The sequence below is a fragment of the Allorhizobium sp. nf9_anc genome, from assembly GCF_056323085.1.
The window spans coordinates 58151-76134 of the sequence record NZ_JBWHZM010000004.1; the positions used below are offsets into that span (position 1 = coordinate 58151).

The window sequence follows — 17984 nt, forward strand, 5'->3', positions numbered from 1 at the left end:
CGCAATTCTGCAAGCTTTACCGGATTTAGTGGCTAGCATACCTGATCGAGCGTGCGGGGCAGGGGACGTGGCTGGACCCACGACCCAAAACGCAATCGCTTTTCTCATTTTATGTTAAAAGGATCAATGGTTTAGCGAACATCAGATAAGCTAAATTATGGAACTTTTAAGCTCCCGACATCAAAGCTTGCCAAGCTAGTGATGCGTGAAGCCAATTCTGTGGCTAAAGGACCGTGACAACCGCTAGCCAGGTCTTCCACCATCATATCTGATTACTGCGCTATAGGGTCGTTTGAAAACGGATCGGAACACATCGCAGCTGCGGAAGGCATCGTGGCAAATTCTTTGTCGGCCTGCTCATCGTCTGAAGATAACAGCCTCACGATGGACAAGTGCGCGAGCGGCAGCCCGCGAAGTGTAACCTCGATGTCGTCGATTTGCTTAGGAGCGCTGGATGCTTTGATTATCGGTACTGCTCCATTGGCGACTAACACTGGGTTTGCCGAATACTCGTAAATGAGATGGTAGCGACCGGCGGGCTCAACCATCTTTAACTCTCGATAGAGATTGGTCGCCGCGTCAACTGCAAGCCGAACTGCTTCTATTGCAGGAGCTATCTGCTTGCCGGCAAGAAGTTGAACAAACTTCATACCCAATAGCTCGCCGTCCCAGCCGTACTGTTGTGAAGCCCGGCGTCGTGAAATTGCGTCCCCTGCCCTAATGATGGATGTCGTCGTGATTTGAGGAGTTACACCCCGTTCCACTTTATGCACAACTAGCTGCGCAATTTCCTTGCTGGTCATTTCGGCGAATTGCGCTTCGCGGATTAGCGCGGTTTGAATTAGGTCAGTGACTTTCGCAGCGGTTTGGATATCAAGGCCAGCCTCAATCAGCGAAACCGCCCTCTGAAGCTGCCTCGTTTTAAAGCGACGACGAAACGTGTTGGTCGACCCCTTAACGCGCACAGGATTCATGCGTTTTTACTTTCACAAGATAAACGCCAACCGGAAGATGCGATGTCACTCAAGCCCTCAAATGTTGGGTGGGCGACGAAGTAGCCTTGGATTAGGTCTACGCCGAGCTCGGTGAGCGTTGCAAACTCCTCGACAGTTTCAATACCCTCGCATACGACCGTAATCCCAAGGTCTTTCAGCATGTCAAGCGTCCGGCGGACTACTACCTGCTTGACCGGGTCCAAATCGATGCCGCGGATCAGATCCATGTCTAGCTTGGCGATATCAGGCTGAAAACGGGTCAGAAGGTTCAGCCCGGAATAGCCTGCACCGAAATCGTCGATCGCCGTCTTGAAACCGATCTCGCGGTAGCTTCGGAGAATGTTGAGCAGGTGCACTGTGTCGAGTTTCTCAACTTCCGTGAACTCGAAGATGATCCGATCGAGCGGAAAATCGGTGCGCTTGGCGGTGTCCAGGGTCTGGCGAATGCAGGCCCGAGCTTCATAGACGGCGTTGGGCATGAAGTTGATTGACAAATGCGGCGTGTCCTTGCGGGGAAACAGGCCGGCCGCAAGTTCGATTGCACGCACCCGACACTGTTGGTCGAAGGCATAACGGTTGTCCGGATCGACGAGCGACAACACACTTGCCGCACCGCTTCCATCCATGCCACGCACAAGGGCCTCATGTGCGAATACTATTCCGTTTCGGACATCCAGTATCGGCTGGAACGCCATTGAAAATGAGGTCTTGAACGGTGTCCCGTTCTTGCAACCTTGGCAAGTCATTTAATTAGCCCCCAGAGGCAAAAACCAAACCGATGTAGCACTCACAAAAGATTGCGCGGTCTGTTACGAGCTGGTCCATCTGCGTTGTGTCCCCCGCAGACACGAGACGACTTTACGTGAGCACTCTCTCATCGGTCGTTCAAACCTCAGACGAACAGGTTGTGGGGACTTCCGCTGGACGCAAATGAAGCAAAACAGGGGCGTTGCACCGGCGATCATGCGGCAGTATCAACTCTATCTCCGCCACGACCACGCTCAGCAGAGGGTATGGATAGGTCCCGAATCTTACCACGCCTGTTCAGGGTGAAACGGCCTGCGAGTTGCGTTAAATGCGACGATCCAGCCGAAAGCGCGTGGCTCACGGCTGTCGTCTCCTCTACCATTGCCGCGTTTTGCTGGGTCATGCGATCGATTTCACTGACCGCACTGCTGATCTGCCTCAACCCTTCGGCCTGTTCTACTGACGCAGTCGATATTGCCTCTACATTGAGATTGATCACAGACACAAAGTCTTCGATACGCATCAGCGCAGAACCCGTCTGAGACACCAATTTCACACCTGTTTCCACCTGCATTCCCGAGGTCACAATGAGTGTCTTGATTTCCTTGGCCGCCGTAGCAGAGCGTTGTGCGAGCTCGCGAACCTCTTGGGCGACCACCGCAAAACCCTTTCCGGCCTCTCCTGCACGGGCGGCTTCGACCCCCGCGTTGAGTGCGAGCAGATTGGTCTGAAAGGCAATCTCGTCAATTACACCAATGATCTTGCCAATCTCCTGGGAGGAGTGCTCGATCATCCTCATGGCCTCGATCGCATCCTTGACAACCTTGCTTGATTCTTCACTACAGGCTTTCGCCTCGCCCACCAGCCCTCGCGTCGCAATCGTTCGATCTGAGGCCTGCTTGACTGTTGCAGTCACCTGGGAAAGTGCGGCAGATGTCTCCTCAAGCGCTGCCGCCTGTTGTTCGGTCCGCTTCGCCAGATTGTCCGACGCCTCTCGCATCTCTTCGCCATGTGTATGAATGGTTCGTGTGGCCTCAAGAACCTCGACAAGGGTCGTCTGAAATGCGGCAAGCGCGTTGTTGAAATCATGACGCAGCGGCTCGAAGTCTGCACCAAAGGGTTCATCGATGGTGTAGCGAATGTTGCATTCCGCGAGACGTGCAAGGCCGGCGCCGAGGGTCTTGACCACTATCGCCAATGCATCGGCCTGTGCACTCGTCAATCGCTCGCGTTCGATGCCTTGGGCTTCAGTTGCCAGCCTCGATTCTTCGGCCTCGAGACGTAAGCGCTTCCGTTCAAGTGCCGCCTGTCGGAACACTTCCACCGAGTGCGCCATAATGCCGATCTCGTCGCTGCGCGTCACGAACGGTACTTCCTGCGTCAGATCTCCTGCCGCAAGATGCGACATATACTTGGTGATTAAATCGAGTGGAACGATCGCCCTTAAACGAAAGAAAATGATGCCCAGGACAAAGAGGATGACGGATCCTGCGCTTCCAATTGCTGCTGCCAGAGCGAGACTGCCAGACAGATCACGCGCGTGCGCCTCCTGCGCGACCAGATGAGCACTGGCCATTTCTACCAGTTGGCGTACGGCTTCGTCATGGGCCCAGAACCTCTCCAGAAGTCTCTCCGTTGCTGCCTGTTTAGCCTCAACATCAGCAGCCAAAGCGGCGGGGATGAATTCTGCGCGAAAGACCTCCCAAAACAAGTCTCCCTTCACCAAGACATCCTTGAGAAGCTTGTCCTGCAATGGCTGCGGGAGCTTAGACTGCTGCCAGTACTTGCGTCGCGCTTCATATTCAGCAACAAGCTTTTCTATTTTGGCGAAATTTAAGGTGGCTCGATCCGGGTGTAGCACCGTTTCATTGGACAGCATGTAAGCTTCCACAAGATAAAGGGGCGGGGGTAAGATATCGGCGATCAGATCCTTCCCGTCGACAATCGTCGCGTAAATTGGTCCATTCACCTTCAGCTTCTCTAGGGTGTAGGTCTGAAGACCGATTGACGCACCAAGTCCAGCTACAATGACTATGGCAAAGACCGTCAAAAGCCGAGCGATTGTTATACGCACCACAAGCTCCCCCAAGAAACACAATTCACCAGCACGTTTACGAGTGACCGTTTGTAGCCTGCCAATCCATGCTTAAGAATATATGAAAGTACGCAAAAACAGATTCTGAGAACCGTCTTGTACGCCTGGGTCACTGTGTGCTGACTGTGGGATGGCCCACCCACCAGCCTGTGTGCAATGTCGAATTCAGACAAGTCAGCCGCGGCGCCGTTCAATATCGGCAGGATGACTGGACACCATCGATGCCTCATTTTCATGCGCGACTCTATAAGTTCCCTTTCCCTGGGCCTTCGCTAAGTAGAGCGCCTTGTCAGCGTTAGAAATACACCGCTTCAATCCTTGGCCATCGTAGACAGTAGTCTCGGCGATCCCAATGCTCACCCCAATTGTATGGCGGCCAAAGCCGTCAATGTCGTAGGGGTTCGATAGGTTGCCCACGATCTGCATTGCAAAATGGTGCAGCTCGTCGGCATCTTGGAAACCCTTGAGCACGATGAACTCGTCTCCACCAAGTCTGCAAATTGCAGCATCCGATCCTGCGCTAAGCAACAATCGCTCCGCTACCTTCTGTAGCAATAGATCACCCGCCAGATGCCCGGAGCGATCATTCACCCCTTTGAACCCATCCAGATCAAGATAGAAAACGAAGTGGTGGCACTTGTGGAATGCGTTTTCTTCGATGACGCGCTCCAAGCCGCGGCGGTTCAGCAGCCCCGTGAGGGGATCTGTAATCGCTTGATTGCGACTGACAATCTCGGCTCTGATGGCGCGTTGCGCCATTATTCTTTGCTGACGGACGATCGCGAAGCTCGCAACGATAAACATAATCGATTGCGCGAGGAGAACGGCCCAAAAATCAGAATACTCTAATGCGATTGAAAGCTTTACACTTGCCTCAATGATAATCACCTGGATCATTGCATATCGAGGCACTGCAAAATTGCGTCCGACAATGCCGCCGACGATACCAAGACTCGAAGCAACAATTATGACCGTCATCGGCAGATCGCCTGTCCGTACGATGATAAAGATCGTCACGCATTGCAATATTGTCCAAAGCAGTCCCGTGACGAACATGGCATCAAGCGGCCGCGCCTTTTGCCTGATAAAATAGATCCGCAATCCAAGGAGGAGTGCGTCCAAAGCAGCCAGAACGACTAAGGCTCGTAGTTCCAGATGGAAGTACCCTACCAGAGCTATGAGGATAGAATTTGTAGCTCCAATTATCAGTGGAAGGACGGCCCCTTGCAGAAGCTGGAGTAGTCGTTCACGGAGTTCCCGGTCTTGATGGTCACCTGTCCAAGCCAACCACTGGGCAACACGGGTTGTAGGCTGGATCGACAAGCTACTACTTGACATTCTTGGTTGCCCTATCGGTCGCGGAAATTTCATTAATGTGAAGAGGAAATACTTCACCGCTCTGCGCTCAGCTTTCAAACGATAACCCAACATCTCTTACAACATCTCTAATATATCGAGACGAAGATTGATCACCGTCATCCTTGAGAAATCGCTACCGCCGCTACCCAATTCCAGACTGGCGAATGCGCCACGTACCTCCTAATCCTCGGACGGGATTTGCAGTCCCCACTAAGCCGTTATAGTATAACATTGACAAATTGGACGCCCGCTCGAACTTGGCAGTCATCTTAGAAGCCATTTGTTGCTGCTTTGGTGTCTGGATGGCGGATCGGGTCCCAGCTAACCTTAGGAGAGCCTCTTGAACGATCAAAGCACTGGCGAAAAGCCGGCGTCACCGGGTGTCGCATCTTCAGCACTTTTCTCTATTGCCGAACTCGCGCGGGAGCGCGGGAGCCTGTCGCTAGGCGAAGTAATCGCGACGATGGGCCCCGCTGGTATGGCTTTTGCAATTCTGATTCTGGCCCTTCCCGCTTTAACACCTGTTCCCGGGCCAATCGGTCTAATCTTCGGGTCTGCACTCGCAGTAGTCGCTGCGCAAATTGCAATTGGCCGCACATCAGTGTGGCTTCCTAATTTTTTGAAGCATCGACGTCTGTCCTCAGCAGTGCTCGAACTCATCGTAAAGCACACAGCGCCCCATGTTTCTCGAGTAGAGCGTTTGGTCCGCGTTGATCGCATGAAGTTTCTGACTGGGCCGTCTGCGCAGATCCTCGTCGGATTTCCTGTGCTTATAATGGCCGTCGCCATTGCGCTGCCGATCCCACTCGGCAACTTTCTGCCAGTCATTTCGCTGGTCGTGTTGGCAATCGGGCTTATGGAGAAGGATGGTTTGATTACACTTGTCGGCCTGCTACTCAGCATCGTTGCTGCCAGTGTGACAACCTTTCTGGTTTACGGGGCTGCATCTGTCGCAGGGAGTGTTGCGCGGTGATCATCTGCGTGCCTTGGCAGAGCGCAACCCTACCCCTCCTTGGACACGATCCGCACACCCGTGGTTGCTGCCCCGAAGCTCCAACCCAGCGAATTCTGTTGGCACCATCGTTCGTCTATGCCACTCCGTTAAGCTAACTGCTTCGTAAACTGGATAAGGAATGCTGCGTGCTTGAGGAAATCTGGTCTGCCATCGTCAGAGAATTCTCCGACATTCCCGACGCTTCTACGCTGACCCTCATCACAGTGCGTCTCGTGGTTGCGGCAATGTTGGGCGGCATCCTTGGCTATGAACGCGAACGCAAAGGGAGAAGCGCTGGCGTACGTACCCACATGCTTGTGGCCGTTGGTGCAGCACTTTTCGTACTCGGCCCCTTGCAAAGCGGCATTGAAGTGGGAGACCTGTCACGCGTGCTACAGGGTGTCGTACAGGGAGTTGGTTTTTTGGGGGCCGGCGCGATTATGGTTCGATCCGCACAGCATCAGATTGAAGGGCTGACCACAGCGGCAAGCATCTGGGCGACAGCCGGGATCGGCATCATCGCTGGGCTTGGCCTGGAAGCAACTGCGGTGTTGTCGACAGCGATCGTTTTACTCATTCTTGCCGTCGTACCCCTCATTTTGCCAAAGCAATCGGATTCGGAATGAGTGTCTCCTAATCAAAATGACGGCTCAGAGACAGATAGATGTCGCAGTCGCATCGGCTTGATATCCACAGCCTATAAAAATGAGGGGCCTGCAAGGCGGCACACTCATCTCGGCCCGTTGTGCCAACTAGCAGATTCCGAGGCCGTTGACAGCATTCCGAGGATTGACGTTCCAGATACCAGCTCAGCATTGTGTTTTCGGAAAACACCGCCCACTAAGAAGCGATCAAGACTTCGACACCACGTCGCTCGAACTCCTTTGCGACCCGATCCGAAATTCCATCGTCGGTGATCAGAGACTGGACGACATCAAGTGATCCAAGGCGGGTGAACGACGAGCGCCCGATCTTGGTGGAGTCGGCCACCAGATAGACATGGGCTGCCGCCTTGATCATAGCTTCCTTGAGCTGAAGATCAGCAAAGCTTGGATAGGTGAGCCCAGCTTCCAGATCGACACCGGCCGTGGCCAGAAAAAGTTTCGCAGCAAAGATATTGCTAAAATACTCGACCGACTTGTCACCGGACAGGGACAGCGTCGGTGACTTGAACTGGCCGCCCGGCATATGGACGGCGAAGGTCGGCACAGCCCCCAGGATGATCGCGATATTGAGTGCGTTGGTGATCAGGGTCAGGTTGCGACGGTTCGTCAACCGCATTGCGATTTCGGTCGTCGTCGTCCCGGCATCAAGGATCAATGTCTCGCCGTCCTTGACCAGTCCTGCTGCCAGGGTGCCAATCTTGCGCTTCTTGTCCATGTTCTCCTGGTGATGGAGCGTCATGGTGCCAATCTGGGGCGCCACCGAGTTCAGATAGGCGCCGCCATGCTCACGGGTGATGAAGCCCTCGTTCTCCAGACGCTCGAGATCCTGGCGGATTGTCGCCTCCGAGACATGGAACGCGGCTGCGAGTTCACGCACACGGGCGGATCCCTCTTCCTGCAGCCACTCAAGGATACGGCGGCGGCGCGGCTCGGAGAGCAAGCCGACCATGGATTCGGAAGCATCGTTTTCTGTCTTCGCGTCCATGTCCCGACAAACCTCGAATTTCGCAAGCAATCAGCAGTGTTCCGATCTTAACCCACAGCTCCCTTACAACAAGTGCCCGCCGGTTGAAATCCTCATCACGCCTGGTTCTGCAGGACCACCCGGGCCTGCAGCTTCTGCTGTACCTGATCGACCACGACGGCAGCGATGATCACGAGACCCTTGATTACAGTCTGCCAGAAGGACGAAACGCCCATCATGATCAGACCATCGGCTAGGATACCGATGACGAAAGCGCCGACGATAGTCCCGCCGATACGGCCCCGTCCACCGGACATAGAAGTCCCGCCGAGAACCGCAGCAGCGATCGCATTGAGTTCGAAGGTCTCACCCGTCGCCGGATGGCTGGCCTGCAGCTGCGAGGCGATGATGAGGCCGACCAGCGCGGCACAGAAACCGGAGAACATGTAGACGAAGAGCTTGATGCGGTCGACATTGACGCCGGATAGCGCAGCGCCCCGCTCGTTGCCGCCGACCGCATAGATGTGGCGGCCAAGCGGTGTCCGCGTCGCGAGATATGCAGCGGCCAGTGCAACAACGACCATGATCCAGACCGACAGGGGAAAGCCGAACAAGGTTCCGGAACCGATCAACCTGAAGGTTTCGGAGCCATAGTCCGGATTGCCGGCAAGGTTCGGGAATGTCCGACCGTCAGAGAACAAAAGCGCTGCGCCGCGGGCAACATAGAGTATGCCAAGCGTTGCGATGAAGGGCGCGACATTGAGCTTGGTGATCAGCAACCCGTTGATCAGCCCGATCAGGACACCAACAACGGCGACGATCAGGCAGATCTCCACCGTGTTGAACTGAAGGCTCCAGCCGATCTGCAGATCGATACCATAAAGGACCAGCCAGCCTGCAACCATGGCACAGAGGCCTACGATCGAACCGACCGACAGGTCGATGCCACCCGAAACAATGACGAAGGTCATCCCTATGGCAAGCAACGCGTTGAGTGCTACATGCTTCGAGATGATCAGCATGTTGGCCCCGGTCAGGAAGTTCGGTGCCGCGAACGCGAAGAAGGCAAACACCAGGATCAGGGCCACGAAGGTGCGCATCTTCAGGAGAAGAAGAAGCATCGAGGCTTGCGACGAGGGGCCGGCGACCTTGCTGCCTTGGGCGGTGACGGTACTGCTCATGAGGATTTGACCTTGTTCAGATTGGGCGTAGCGGCGGAAATAACCTCCGCAGCGGCGGCACCGGCTGGAAAGTCACCGGTCAGCCGTCCATTCGCCATGACGAGAATGCGATCGGAGAGGGCGAGCACCTCTTCCAGATCCGAGGTAACGAAAAGGATGCCGAGCCCATCGGCGGCCAGCTTGCGCATGGTGCGGAAGATTTCCGCCTTGGCACCGATATCGATGCCGCGCGACGGCTCGTCCATCAACAGAATGCGGGGCCTGGTCATCAGCGCCTTGCCGATGACGACCTTCTGCTGGTTGCCGCCCGACAGGCTGGAGACCGGATGTTCAAGACTTGCGATCTTGATCGCCATACGCTTGACGAATTCCGCAGCCTTAGCGGCTTCCGCCTTCAGGCTCAGATGAAAGAGCCGCGTGAAATCGCCAAGCGACGAGAGCGTCAGGTTTTCGCGAATGCTCATGATCTGGACCAGACCATCGCGCTTCCGGTCTTCCGGGATCAGCGCAAGACCACGCCGGATCCGTCCGGACACGCTGCGCTCTTTAACGCGCTCTCCACCGATATAGAGCCTGCCCGTGGAGGCGGGATGCTGCGCCATGATGCATTCCAGAAGCTCCGACCGCCCGGCGCCCATCAGCCCATAGAGACCGACGATTTCCCCCGACCGCACCGAAAGCGACATGTGATCGACCACATAGCCGCCGGCAGGGCTGGGCAAGGAGATGTCTTCGACGCGGAAGATCTCGGCCCCGAGCGAGTTATGCTCGGTCTTCGGAAACTCCTTGGATGCGCTGCCGATCATGTTGGACACGATCCAGGGGATATTGACCCCCTCCATGGACCGCGCACCGGTGATCACACCATCGCGGAGCACGGTGATGTAGTCCCCGATCCTAATCAGTTCCTCGAGCCGGTGGGAGATGTAGACGATGCCGACACCCTGGCGTTTCAGGTCGCCGATGACACGGAAAAGCACCTCGACCTCAGCAGCGGAAAGCGCGGATGTCGGCTCATCGAGGATCAGGATCCGCGCATCTTCAGCGAGCGCCTTGGCGATCTCGATGATCTGCTGCTGGCCAATTCTCAAATTCCCGAGCGGCATGTCGGGATCGATATCCTGTTCCAGACGCTTCATCAGCGAAGCAGCGACGGCCCGCTGGGCGGTCCGGTCGATATGGATACCGCCGACCGTCTTCTCATGACCGACAAAGATGTTTTCCGCCACGGTCAGGTTGGGGAAGAGATTGAGCTCCTGGAAGACGATGCCCACGCCATGGCGCGCCGCATCCGTGCGGTCGGCGAAGACGACCGTCTTGCCGTCGAGCGTGATGGTTCCGCCATTCAATTGCTCGACCCCGGCGATCACCTTCATCAGCGTCGACTTGCCGGCGCCATTCTCACCAACCAGAACGTTGACCGCACCCATGCGCAGGTCGAAATCGACAGTCTTGAGGGCCTGCGTCCCCGGATAGATCTTCGAGCCGGAGCGGATCGTGAGCCCGATCGGATGCACCTCGCTCATGGCACGACCTCGACACTGACAGGCGTCACCAGCGGTTTCTCGCCGGCAGAGCGCAGAACGGTCGCACCGAGAAACTCGACCGTCTTGCCCTTCAACGCGCCGTCGGCGGGTATGGTCGACACGGCACGATCGTTCAGCGCCCGGCCAAGGCGCGCATATTCGATCTGGTCACGAAACGCAGAGAAGTCGTAGAGCGGCGTCGCATCGCGCAGTGCCGAACCCTTGACGACAGGGCCGAGCTGCAGGATAGCATCAGCCATCCCGTCGCCATCGACATCGATTTCGGCAACCGCAGCCTTCGAGGCGCGGTTTTCGCCAACGATCTTGCCCTTGCCTTTGACGGCGAAGTTCCAGCCACCACCGGCACCGCCAACACGCAGGCCGTATTGGCCGCCAGCTCCATCCAGCCCCGCCGTGACGGCCTCGCGCAATACGGAAAAATCGACCGCCTTTTCAGACAGCGCGGGCACGAGTTTTGCGTCGAAGGTTTCCGACACGAGGGTGGCAATCGGATCGGCGGCCGCTTCGTCGGCGCTCTTGGTTTTCACGAGCTTGCAGCCCGAAAGGCTCAACGCGACCACGAGGCCTGTTGTGAACAGGATGGGTTTCATCATCAAACGACCATTTCTTCAACAGATACGGCCACTCGGAGCGCGAACGCACCGGGTGGCCTTCAGGCAAGGCGTCACTGCGTGAGAGCAAAGGTCTCGAGCTTGGAGGCATTGTCCTTGTTGACAAGAATGCAGTCCATCAGCTGCTTTTCGTCGACACCCGTCGAGCCAGTCTTGATGAACTTGTCCGCCTGCTCGACGGCCAGCTGGGCCTGCTGGTAGGCAGGCTGGAGGACGGTTGCCCTGATGCCATCCTTCAGAATGGAATCGCGGACATCGTTGGACCCGTCGAAGCCGACGACGATAACGTCCTTGCGGCCTGCTGCCTCAAGTGCCGCATAGGCGCCCATGGCCATGGTGTCGTTGCCCGAGATGACACCCTTGATATCGGGATGCGCCTGCAGGATCGATTCCATCACCGTATAGGCTTCGGTCTGCGACCAGTTTGCCGTCTGGCGGACAACCATCTTCATGTTCGAATACTGGTCGATCACGTCGTGGTAACCCTGCGAACGGATGCCCGCATTCGTGTCGGACTCCTTGCCGACGAGTTCGGCATAATTGCCAGCCTCGCCCATCAGCTTGACGAACTCTTCCGCCCCGAGCTGTGCACCCTGGTAGTTGTTCGACACGATCTGCGACACAGCCACACCCGTCGCCGTGATTTCGCGGTCGATCAGGAAAGACGGAATGCCCTTGTCCTTGGCCTTCTGAACGGCTGCGACCGAAGCATCGGCACCGGCATTGTCGAGGATGATGGCCTTGACGCCCGCCGCGATGGCGGAATCGAACAGTTCGCTCTGTTTGTTGGCGTCGTCGTCATGGACCATGATCATCGTCTCATAGCCCAGCTCCTTGGCCTTGGCCGCGGCACCGTCGGCTTCCGCCTTGAAGAACGGATTGTCGTGGCTCGGCGTGATGATCGCAATGGTATCGGCCGCCATGGCAAAGCCCGGCACAAAGCCGGACAGGGTCAATGCGCAAACGGATACGAGCAAACGGCGTGAAATTTTCATGAGAACCTCCCTTTCTCCAAGCCACCTCCTTGTGACCTGATGCATTTTCTATCGAATGATTTCGAATTATGTCAATCTGTTTTTGTTTGACTCCTTATTTCTGTGATTTTCAACACATCCGATTGAGCATCAGAATGAACAAGACCTCAAAAACGCTGCAATGCAGCAAATTTCACCTCTGGGATTGAAAGGCTCTTGTCGAGAACTTCAAATTATGGAAGATATCGAAATCAAACAAAAGCAAACGAAAGAAGCTCACATAAATCGCAGACCCCGCGAAGCCACCGCGCTCCGGGACAAGCAGACCTGCGAGCAGGTGGGCGGATTTCCCAAACGGGAGGACGCATCGCATGACGACCCAACGCTTCGGCGCCGGAATCTGGCATTTCGCAACCTATGTGGATCGCTACGCGACCGACGGCTACGGGACGCCACGCAGCGTCATCGACGCGATTGATCTTGCCGGCCAGGTCCGCGACCTCTCGGTCGTCGACATCAACTATCCCTTCTTCGGCGGGGACTTCACCAACGCCGAGATCAAGGCCGCTCTCGACCGCAACAATCTCGGTGTCATCGGCATCACCCCGGAAATCTACACCCGGGAATTCTCCAAGGGCTCCTTCACCAATCCGGATGCCGGTATTCGCAGGCGCACGCACGAACTGGTGACGGAAGCCTGCGATCAGGTCCGCTACTTCGGCGCCGACTATGTGAAGCTGTGGCCGGGTCAGGACGGCTGGGACTATCCCTTCCAGGTCGACTACGGCACCCTGTGGAAGCATTCGCTGGATGGCGTCGGTCAGCTGGCGAGCGAAAACCCAGACCTCAAATTCGTCATCGAATACAAGCCGCGCGAACCACGAGTCCGCATGAGCTTCGGCTCGGTCGCCCGCACGCTTCTCGGCATCGAGAAGATCGGTCTGCCGAACATCGGCATTCTCCTGGATTTCGGCCATGCGATCATGGGCGGGGAATCCGCCGCTGACAGCGCGCAGCTCGCCATCGACTACGGCCGGCTCTTCGGCATGGACGTGAACGACAACTATCGCAGCTGGGATGACGATCTCGTCGCCGGCAGCCTGCATCCGATCGAACTGTTCGAATTCTTCTACGTGCTCAGGAAGAACAAGTGGGAAGGTGTCTGGCAGCTCGACCAGTTCCCCTTCCGCGAGGACAGTGTCGCGACCGCCAACCACGCCATCGACTTCCTGAAAGCCGCAGACAAGGGTCTTGAAGCCCTCGATCTCGACGCCCTCAAGGAAGCGCAGAGCCGGCACGACGCCATCTCTGCCTTGCGGATCGCCCAGAAGGCTCTCTTCGGCGCCATGTGAGCGCAGATTGCGGTGGGGCTTGCCCCAGACGGAAAGGCTTTTTGAATGCTTAACAACGATACCGTTCAGACCATCCGCGAGAAGGCGCTATGGATGCGCCGTCGCGCCTTCAAGATGGTCCATGACGCCCAGCTCGGGCATCCGGGCGGGGATTTCTCTGCCATTGATATCATCGCGACACTCTATTTCGGCGTGATGCGATATGATGCAGCAAAACCGGCGCTTGAGACCCGCGACCGCTTCATCATGTCGAAGGGCCATGCGACCGGCGCGCTCTATACCGCACTCTGTGCGGCCGGCTATTACCCTGAGGATTGGCTGGACACCTACATGCAGCCGAATTCGAAGCTGAATGGCCACCCCAACCGGAACTATCTGCCCGGTGTGGAGACGAACACGGGGCCGCTCGGCCACGGCATGCCGGTCGCGCTGGGCATCGCGATCGCTGCCCAGATCTCGGGTCAAGACCATCGCACCTTTGTGCTGACGGGCGACGGCGAATTGCAGGAGGGTTCCAACTGGGAAGCCGCGATGACCGCCGGCCACCGCAAGCTTGAGAACCTGACCCTGATCGTCGACCGCAACCGCCTTCAGCAGGGCATGGGCACCGAGGAGACCAACGGGCTCGATCCGCTCGACGAAAAGTTCCGCGCCTTCGGCTGGGATGCCGTCATGGTCGATGGCCATGATATCGGAGCGCTCTTCGACCTTTTGGCCCCATCGCGCAGTGGCATGGGTCGTCCGCTCTGCATCATCGCCAACACGGTGAAGGGCAAAGGCGTCTCCTTCATGGAGAACAAGGCCTCATGGCACCACGGCGTGCCCAATGCCGAACAGTACAGAATTGCTTTGGAGGAACTGGTCTGATGGCTGCTCCCGCAACGAAACAGGACGGCTTTCACGATTGTCGTGACGCTTGGGCCCGCACGCTCGAGGAACTCGCGGCCCACGATCAGCGGATCGTCGCAGTCGTCAATGATTCCGTCGGCTCATCGAAACTCGGCGGCTTCCAGAAGGCCTTCCCCGACCGGCTCGTCAACGTCGGCATCGCCGAGCAGAACATGGTCGGCGTCGGTGCAGGCCTTGCCAATGGCGGCAAGGTGCCCTTCGTTTCGGCCGCCTCGTGCTTCCTCACGGCCCGCGCCCTGGAGCAGATCAAGGCCGACATCGCCTATGCCCGCTTCAATGTGAAACTCGTCGGCCAGTCGTCCGGCGTGGCCTATGGCGAACTCGGGCCGACGCACCACTCGATCGAGGACTTTGCCTGGCTGCGTCCGCTGGACGCCATCACCGTGATCGTGCCTTCTGATGCCTGGGAAACGGCGGAAGCGGTCAAGTGGGCAGCCGCCCATGAGGGGCCTGTCTACATCCGACTGAGCCGCATGCCGGTGCCAGACCTTGACGTCAAGGATCGCGTCTTCCGTACTGGAAAGGCAGAACGCGTGCAGGACGGCAGCGACGTGACACTGATCGGCTGCGGCACCACCGTGCATCTCGCGGTACAGGCTGCGGATAAGCTGCGGAGTGAAGGCGTCTCGGCACGTGTGCTCAACATGGCGACCCTCAATCCGCTTGACGAGGAGGCACTTGCCGCTGCCGCCGGCGAAACCGGTGCGATCGTGACGGTGGAGGAAGCCAATATCCGTGGCGGACTGGGCGGCGCCATTGCCGAGTATACGGCAGGACACCAGCCGGTCCCGGTGGAGCGGGTCGGCTTTCCCGGTTTCGTCGTCACCGGCTCCGTTGATTTCCTCTTCGATCATTACGGCATCACCCCCGATGGGATCGCCGCGGCGGCCCGCCGGGCGATCGCGCGCAAGCGGTGAGTTCGATGGCGCAGGACATGCCGCTTATCCTTGCCATCGATCAGGGCACGACCAACACCAAGGCCGTGCTCGTTGATGCCTCCGGCAAGGTCGTCTCCAAGGCCTCGGCACCCCTTGCATCGCAGTATCCGCGCCCGGGCTGGGCCGAGCAATCGGCCGACGCCATCTGGAAAAGCGTCCAGTCCGTCATTTCTGACATCGTGGCGGGCAGCCACGGCCCCATCGCCGGGATCGCCATCAGCAACCAACGCGAGACCCTCGTGATCTGGGATGCTGAAACCGGCGAACCAATCGCACCCGCCATTCTGTGGCAATGCCGACGGACGGCGGCAGCATGCCAGGCCCTGATCGATGCGGGACACAATGCAGCCGTCGTCGATGTGACCGGGCTGGCGATCAATGCCCTGTTTCCGGCATCGAAACTCGGCTGGGTCATGGAGAATGTCGCTTCGGCGCGGGATCTCGTCGAAAGCGGGCGACTGCGGGCTGGCACAGTGGACAGTTGGCTGTTGTTCAAGATGACGGGCGGCGCTGTCTTTGCAACCGACCATTCCAACGCCTCACGCACCATGCTCTTTGACACGGGAAAACTGTCGTGGAGCCCCGAACTCTGTAGCCTGTTCAACGTCACGGCCTCGGCGCTGCCGCTGCCCCTGTCCTCGAACAGCCGTTTCGGGGAAACCGCATCAGGGACAACCGCATTGCCTGCAGGCACGCCGATCCTTGCCATGATGGGTGACAGCCATGCGGCGCTCTACGGCCACGGCGTGCGCGCGCCGGGCCTGGTCAAGGCGACTTATGGCACAGGCTCGTCACTGATGACCCTGACCGACAGGCGCGTGCTGTCCGCGCATGGTCTTTCGAGCACGATCGCCTGGTCGGATGACAGCGGCGTCGCCTACGCCCTTGAGGGCAATATCACCGTCTCGGCGCAGGCCATCGCCTTTGCCGCGACCATGCTGGGGCTTTCAGGCCCAGCAGCACTGTCCGATCTGGCGCAGACAGTTCCGGATAGCGGCAGCGTGGTCTTCGTCCCGGCCCTTGCCGGTCTCGGTGCACCACACTGGACGGATAATGCCACGGGCACGATTTGCGGCATGACCCATGCAACGACGCCAGCCCATGTCGCCCGCGCATCAATGGAGGCTGTCGCACTTCAGATCGCCGATGTCTTTGAAGCCATGCAGCAGGATGTCGGGCTCACACTGTCCGGACTGATGGCGGATGGCGGCGCTTCGACGAACGACTTCCTTATGCAGTTGCAGGCTGATGTGCTGCACCGGACGGTGCTGCGCGGCGATCAGCCGGAAGTCGGCGCCCTGGGGGCTGCGGTGATGGCATTTCGCTCGTTGGGGGTCAGTACACCCGAGCCCTCCCATGCACGTCGGTTCGATCCCGGGACCATGGAGGCGGACGCGCGCGCCGATCTGCTGATGCGCTGGCATGAAGCAATCGCACGGGTGAAGTCACCGGTTTCAATTACCGTTTGAGAGTGGCCGAAAGAGTTGATCTCTCGGCCACACCAAGGCTTTAGGCGGCAACCGCCTTGCCGCTTTTCTGACCTGCGATGTGGAGCGCCAGATCCGCGATCGTGATCAGCGGCAGTTGATGCTTCAGGCAGAACTCGCGCAGTTCCGGCAGGCGCGACATGGTTCCATCGTCATTCGCCACCTCGCAGATGACGCCTGAGGCCTTGAGGCCCGCGAGCTTTGCGAGGTCGACTGCCGCTTCCGTGTGGCCGGGACGGCCCAGCACGCCCTCGGGATGCGCGCGAAGCGGGAAGATATGGCCCGGACGGGCGAAGTCATCAGGCTTCGAGCTTTCGTCCAAGAGCGCGCGTACGGTCGCGGCCCGGTCGGCCGCCGAGATCCCGGTGGTCGTGCCCTGGATGTAGTCGACCGAGACCGTGAAAGCGGTCTTCAGGTATTCGGTGTTGCGTGGCACCATCAGCGGTATGTCGAGCGCATCCAGCCGTTCACCTTCCATTGCGACGCAGATCAAGCCGCGGGCATGTTTCATCATGAAGGCGACGGCCTCCGGCGTAACCTTCTCCGAAGCGATGATGATATCGCCTTCGTTCTCGCGATCCTCGTCGTCAACGACAACGATCATGCCGCCCTTTGCGAGCGCCGCGATTGCATCTTCAATTTTCGAGACTGTCATTTCCATGCCTTTCAAGGGTAACCCGCTTTCGCGGTAAAACACGACCTTGCGGTCGCAATTTTCCCTTGGGCGAACAAAAGCGCGCTCCCGCCCTGACGCGCGGGTCTACATGCCTTGCTCTCTTCCATCCGGACTATACCGTCGGCTCCGGCATCGCACCGGATCTGCTGCCTTCTGCCGAAACAGAAGCGCTCGCGGGCTCCCGGCAAAACCGGATACCGCCGGTGGGGAGTTTCACCCCGCCCTGAGAACATCATCAATGTAGATAAGCGGCGCCCCCGCGCCAAGCAAAATTCGACATGTTTCATCCCTGTTCGATGAGATTCCCTGACTAACACCGACCGCATTCGTGAGATTGCCATAACGTCACCGAGGGTCAGTCCGCACATTCTCTGATCGTGGCCACCAATGGACCGTGAAACGCGGATGACCCGTGGGCACCCGCAGACTAGGACCATCGTGAGGATTGGGTGGCATAAGCCTGTGGCGAATAGACACCTGGAGTACCGAT

Annotated in this window: 16 protein-coding genes and 1 riboswitch; of the genes, 6 read left to right on the plus strand and 10 right to left on the minus strand. The window is 57.9% G+C overall.

The annotated features are described in order from the left end of the window. Positions 1-272: 272 nt before the first annotated feature. The 4 genes from AC02Y0_RS24690 to AC02Y0_RS24705 all read right to left on the minus strand — a co-directional run bounded on the left by AC02Y0_RS24690 (position 273) and on the right by AC02Y0_RS24705 (position 5268). A complete protein-coding gene (locus tag AC02Y0_RS24690) occupies positions 273-974 on the minus strand; it encodes a hypothetical protein (protein WP_476384651.1) in 702 nt (233 codons plus the stop codon). Then, entirely contained in the window at positions 971-1741 is a 771-nt protein-coding gene (locus tag AC02Y0_RS24695; RefSeq protein ID WP_476384652.1) for an EAL domain-containing protein, read from the minus strand. The genes AC02Y0_RS24690 and AC02Y0_RS24695 overlap by 4 nt, the downstream gene beginning before the upstream one ends. A gap of 215 nt (positions 1742-1956) precedes the next feature. Next, positions 1957-3816 (minus strand): methyl-accepting chemotaxis protein, encoded by a 1860-nt coding sequence (locus AC02Y0_RS24700; RefSeq protein WP_476384653.1) that lies wholly within the window; start codon positions 3814-3816, stop codon positions 1957-1959. Between the two features lie 195 nt (positions 3817-4011). Continuing rightward, positions 4012-5268, minus strand: coding sequence for a diguanylate cyclase domain-containing protein (locus AC02Y0_RS24705; protein WP_476384654.1), 1257 nt, complete (start codon positions 5266-5268; stop codon positions 4012-4014). 268 nt (positions 5269-5536) lie between these two features. Between AC02Y0_RS24705 and AC02Y0_RS24710 the strand changes: the two genes are divergently transcribed. Beyond that, positions 5537-6169 (plus strand): exopolysaccharide biosynthesis protein, encoded by a 633-nt coding sequence (locus AC02Y0_RS24710; RefSeq protein ID WP_476384655.1) that lies wholly within the window; start codon positions 5537-5539, stop codon positions 6167-6169. Between the two features lie 167 nt (positions 6170-6336). Beyond that, on the plus strand, positions 6337-6816 hold the full coding sequence (locus tag AC02Y0_RS24715; RefSeq protein WP_476384656.1) for an MgtC/SapB family protein: 480 nt from the start codon (positions 6337-6339) through the stop codon (positions 6814-6816). A 214-nt stretch (positions 6817-7030) separates the two neighbouring features. Here the strand turns inward: AC02Y0_RS24715 and AC02Y0_RS24720 are convergent, their stop codons facing one another. The 5 genes from AC02Y0_RS24720 to AC02Y0_RS24740 form a co-directional block, all read right to left on the minus strand. Then, positions 7031-7840 carry a DeoR/GlpR family DNA-binding transcription regulator gene (locus AC02Y0_RS24720; protein ID WP_476384657.1) on the minus strand — a complete coding sequence of 270 codons (810 nt, stop codon included), beginning with the start codon at positions 7838-7840 and terminating at the stop codon, positions 7031-7033. Positions 7841-7935: 95 nt separating this feature from the next. Continuing rightward, positions 7936-9000 (minus strand): ABC transporter permease, encoded by a 1065-nt coding sequence (locus AC02Y0_RS24725; RefSeq protein ID WP_476384658.1) that lies wholly within the window; start codon positions 8998-9000, stop codon positions 7936-7938. Further along, on the minus strand, positions 8997-10526 hold the full coding sequence (locus AC02Y0_RS24730; protein WP_476384659.1) for a sugar ABC transporter ATP-binding protein: 1530 nt from the start codon (positions 10524-10526) through the stop codon (positions 8997-8999). Before AC02Y0_RS24730 ends, AC02Y0_RS24725 begins: the two co-directional genes overlap by 4 nt. Next, positions 10523-11140: a DUF2291 family protein gene (locus tag AC02Y0_RS24735; RefSeq protein WP_476384660.1), complete on the minus strand. Its 618-nt coding sequence runs from the start codon at positions 11138-11140 to the stop codon at positions 10523-10525. Before AC02Y0_RS24735 ends, AC02Y0_RS24730 begins: the two co-directional genes overlap by 4 nt. Before the next feature lie 71 nt (positions 11141-11211). Then, positions 11212-12153 (minus strand): substrate-binding domain-containing protein, encoded by a 942-nt coding sequence (locus AC02Y0_RS24740; protein WP_476384661.1) that lies wholly within the window; start codon positions 12151-12153, stop codon positions 11212-11214. Positions 12154-12503: 350 nt separating this feature from the next. Between AC02Y0_RS24740 and AC02Y0_RS24745 the strand changes: the two genes are divergently transcribed. From AC02Y0_RS24745 to AC02Y0_RS24760, 4 genes are read left to right on the plus strand one after another with little or no spacing between them, the layout of a single operon-like run. Further along, on the plus strand, positions 12504-13484 hold the full coding sequence (locus AC02Y0_RS24745) for a sugar phosphate isomerase/epimerase family protein (RefSeq protein WP_476384662.1): 981 nt from the start codon (positions 12504-12506) through the stop codon (positions 13482-13484). Between the two features lie 45 nt (positions 13485-13529). Continuing rightward, positions 13530-14351 (plus strand): transketolase, encoded by an 822-nt coding sequence (locus AC02Y0_RS24750; protein WP_476384663.1) that lies wholly within the window; start codon positions 13530-13532, stop codon positions 14349-14351. Further along, the gene (locus tag AC02Y0_RS24755) at positions 14351-15310 is read left to right on the plus strand and encodes a transketolase family protein (protein WP_476384664.1); all 960 of its coding nucleotides are present in this window, start codon (positions 14351-14353) and stop codon (positions 15308-15310) included. Before AC02Y0_RS24750 ends, AC02Y0_RS24755 begins: the two co-directional genes overlap by 1 nt. Before the next feature lie 5 nt (positions 15311-15315). After that, positions 15316-16800, plus strand: a complete 1485-nt coding sequence (locus AC02Y0_RS24760; RefSeq protein ID WP_476384665.1) for an FGGY family carbohydrate kinase — start codon at positions 15316-15318, stop codon at positions 16798-16800. A gap of 40 nt (positions 16801-16840) precedes the next feature. On the opposite strand, the gene ribB is transcribed toward AC02Y0_RS24760, so the two are convergent. After that, complete coding sequence (gene ribB / locus AC02Y0_RS24765; RefSeq protein WP_476384666.1) at positions 16841-17473, minus strand: 3,4-dihydroxy-2-butanone-4-phosphate synthase; 633 nt, start codon at positions 17471-17473, stop codon at positions 16841-16843. Positions 17474-17585: 112 nt separating this feature from the next. Next, positions 17586-17729: riboswitch (FMN riboswitch) on the minus strand. Between the last annotated feature and the right edge of the window lie 255 nt (positions 17730-17984).

Bases quoted from the DNA above. Each gene is read 5' to 3' on its own strand.
- AC02Y0_RS24690 (WP_476384651.1), bottom strand. From the start codon at position 974: ATGAATCCTGTGCGCGTTAAGGGGTCGACCAACACGTTTCGTCGTCGC.
- AC02Y0_RS24695 (WP_476384652.1), bottom strand. From the start codon at position 1,741: ATGACTTGCCAAGGTTGCAAGAACGGGACACCGTTCAAGACCTCATTT.
- AC02Y0_RS24705 (WP_476384654.1), bottom strand. From the start codon at position 5,268: ATGTTGGGTTATCGTTTGAAAGCTGAGCGCAGAGCGGTGAAGTATTTC.
- AC02Y0_RS24720 (WP_476384657.1), bottom strand. From the start codon at position 7,840: ATGGACGCGAAGACAGAAAACGATGCTTCCGAATCCATGGTCGGCTTG.
- AC02Y0_RS24725 (WP_476384658.1), bottom strand. From the start codon at position 9,000: ATGAGCAGTACCGTCACCGCCCAAGGCAGCAAGGTCGCCGGCCCCTCG.
- AC02Y0_RS24730 (WP_476384659.1), bottom strand. From the start codon at position 10,526: ATGAGCGAGGTGCATCCGATCGGGCTCACGATCCGCTCCGGCTCGAAG.
- AC02Y0_RS24735 (WP_476384660.1), bottom strand. From the start codon at position 11,140: ATGATGAAACCCATCCTGTTCACAACAGGCCTCGTGGTCGCGTTGAGC.
- AC02Y0_RS24740 (WP_476384661.1), bottom strand. From the start codon at position 12,153: ATGAAAATTTCACGCCGTTTGCTCGTATCCGTTTGCGCATTGACCCTG.
- AC02Y0_RS24745 (WP_476384662.1), top strand. From the start codon at position 12,504: ATGACGACCCAACGCTTCGGCGCCGGAATCTGGCATTTCGCAACCTAT.
- AC02Y0_RS24750 (WP_476384663.1), top strand. From the start codon at position 13,530: ATGCTTAACAACGATACCGTTCAGACCATCCGCGAGAAGGCGCTATGG.
- AC02Y0_RS24755 (WP_476384664.1), top strand. From the start codon at position 14,351: ATGGCTGCTCCCGCAACGAAACAGGACGGCTTTCACGATTGTCGTGAC.
- AC02Y0_RS24760 (WP_476384665.1), top strand. From the start codon at position 15,316: ATGGCGCAGGACATGCCGCTTATCCTTGCCATCGATCAGGGCACGACC.
- ribB (WP_476384666.1), bottom strand. From the start codon at position 17,473: ATGACAGTCTCGAAAATTGAAGATGCAATCGCGGCGCTCGCAAAGGGC.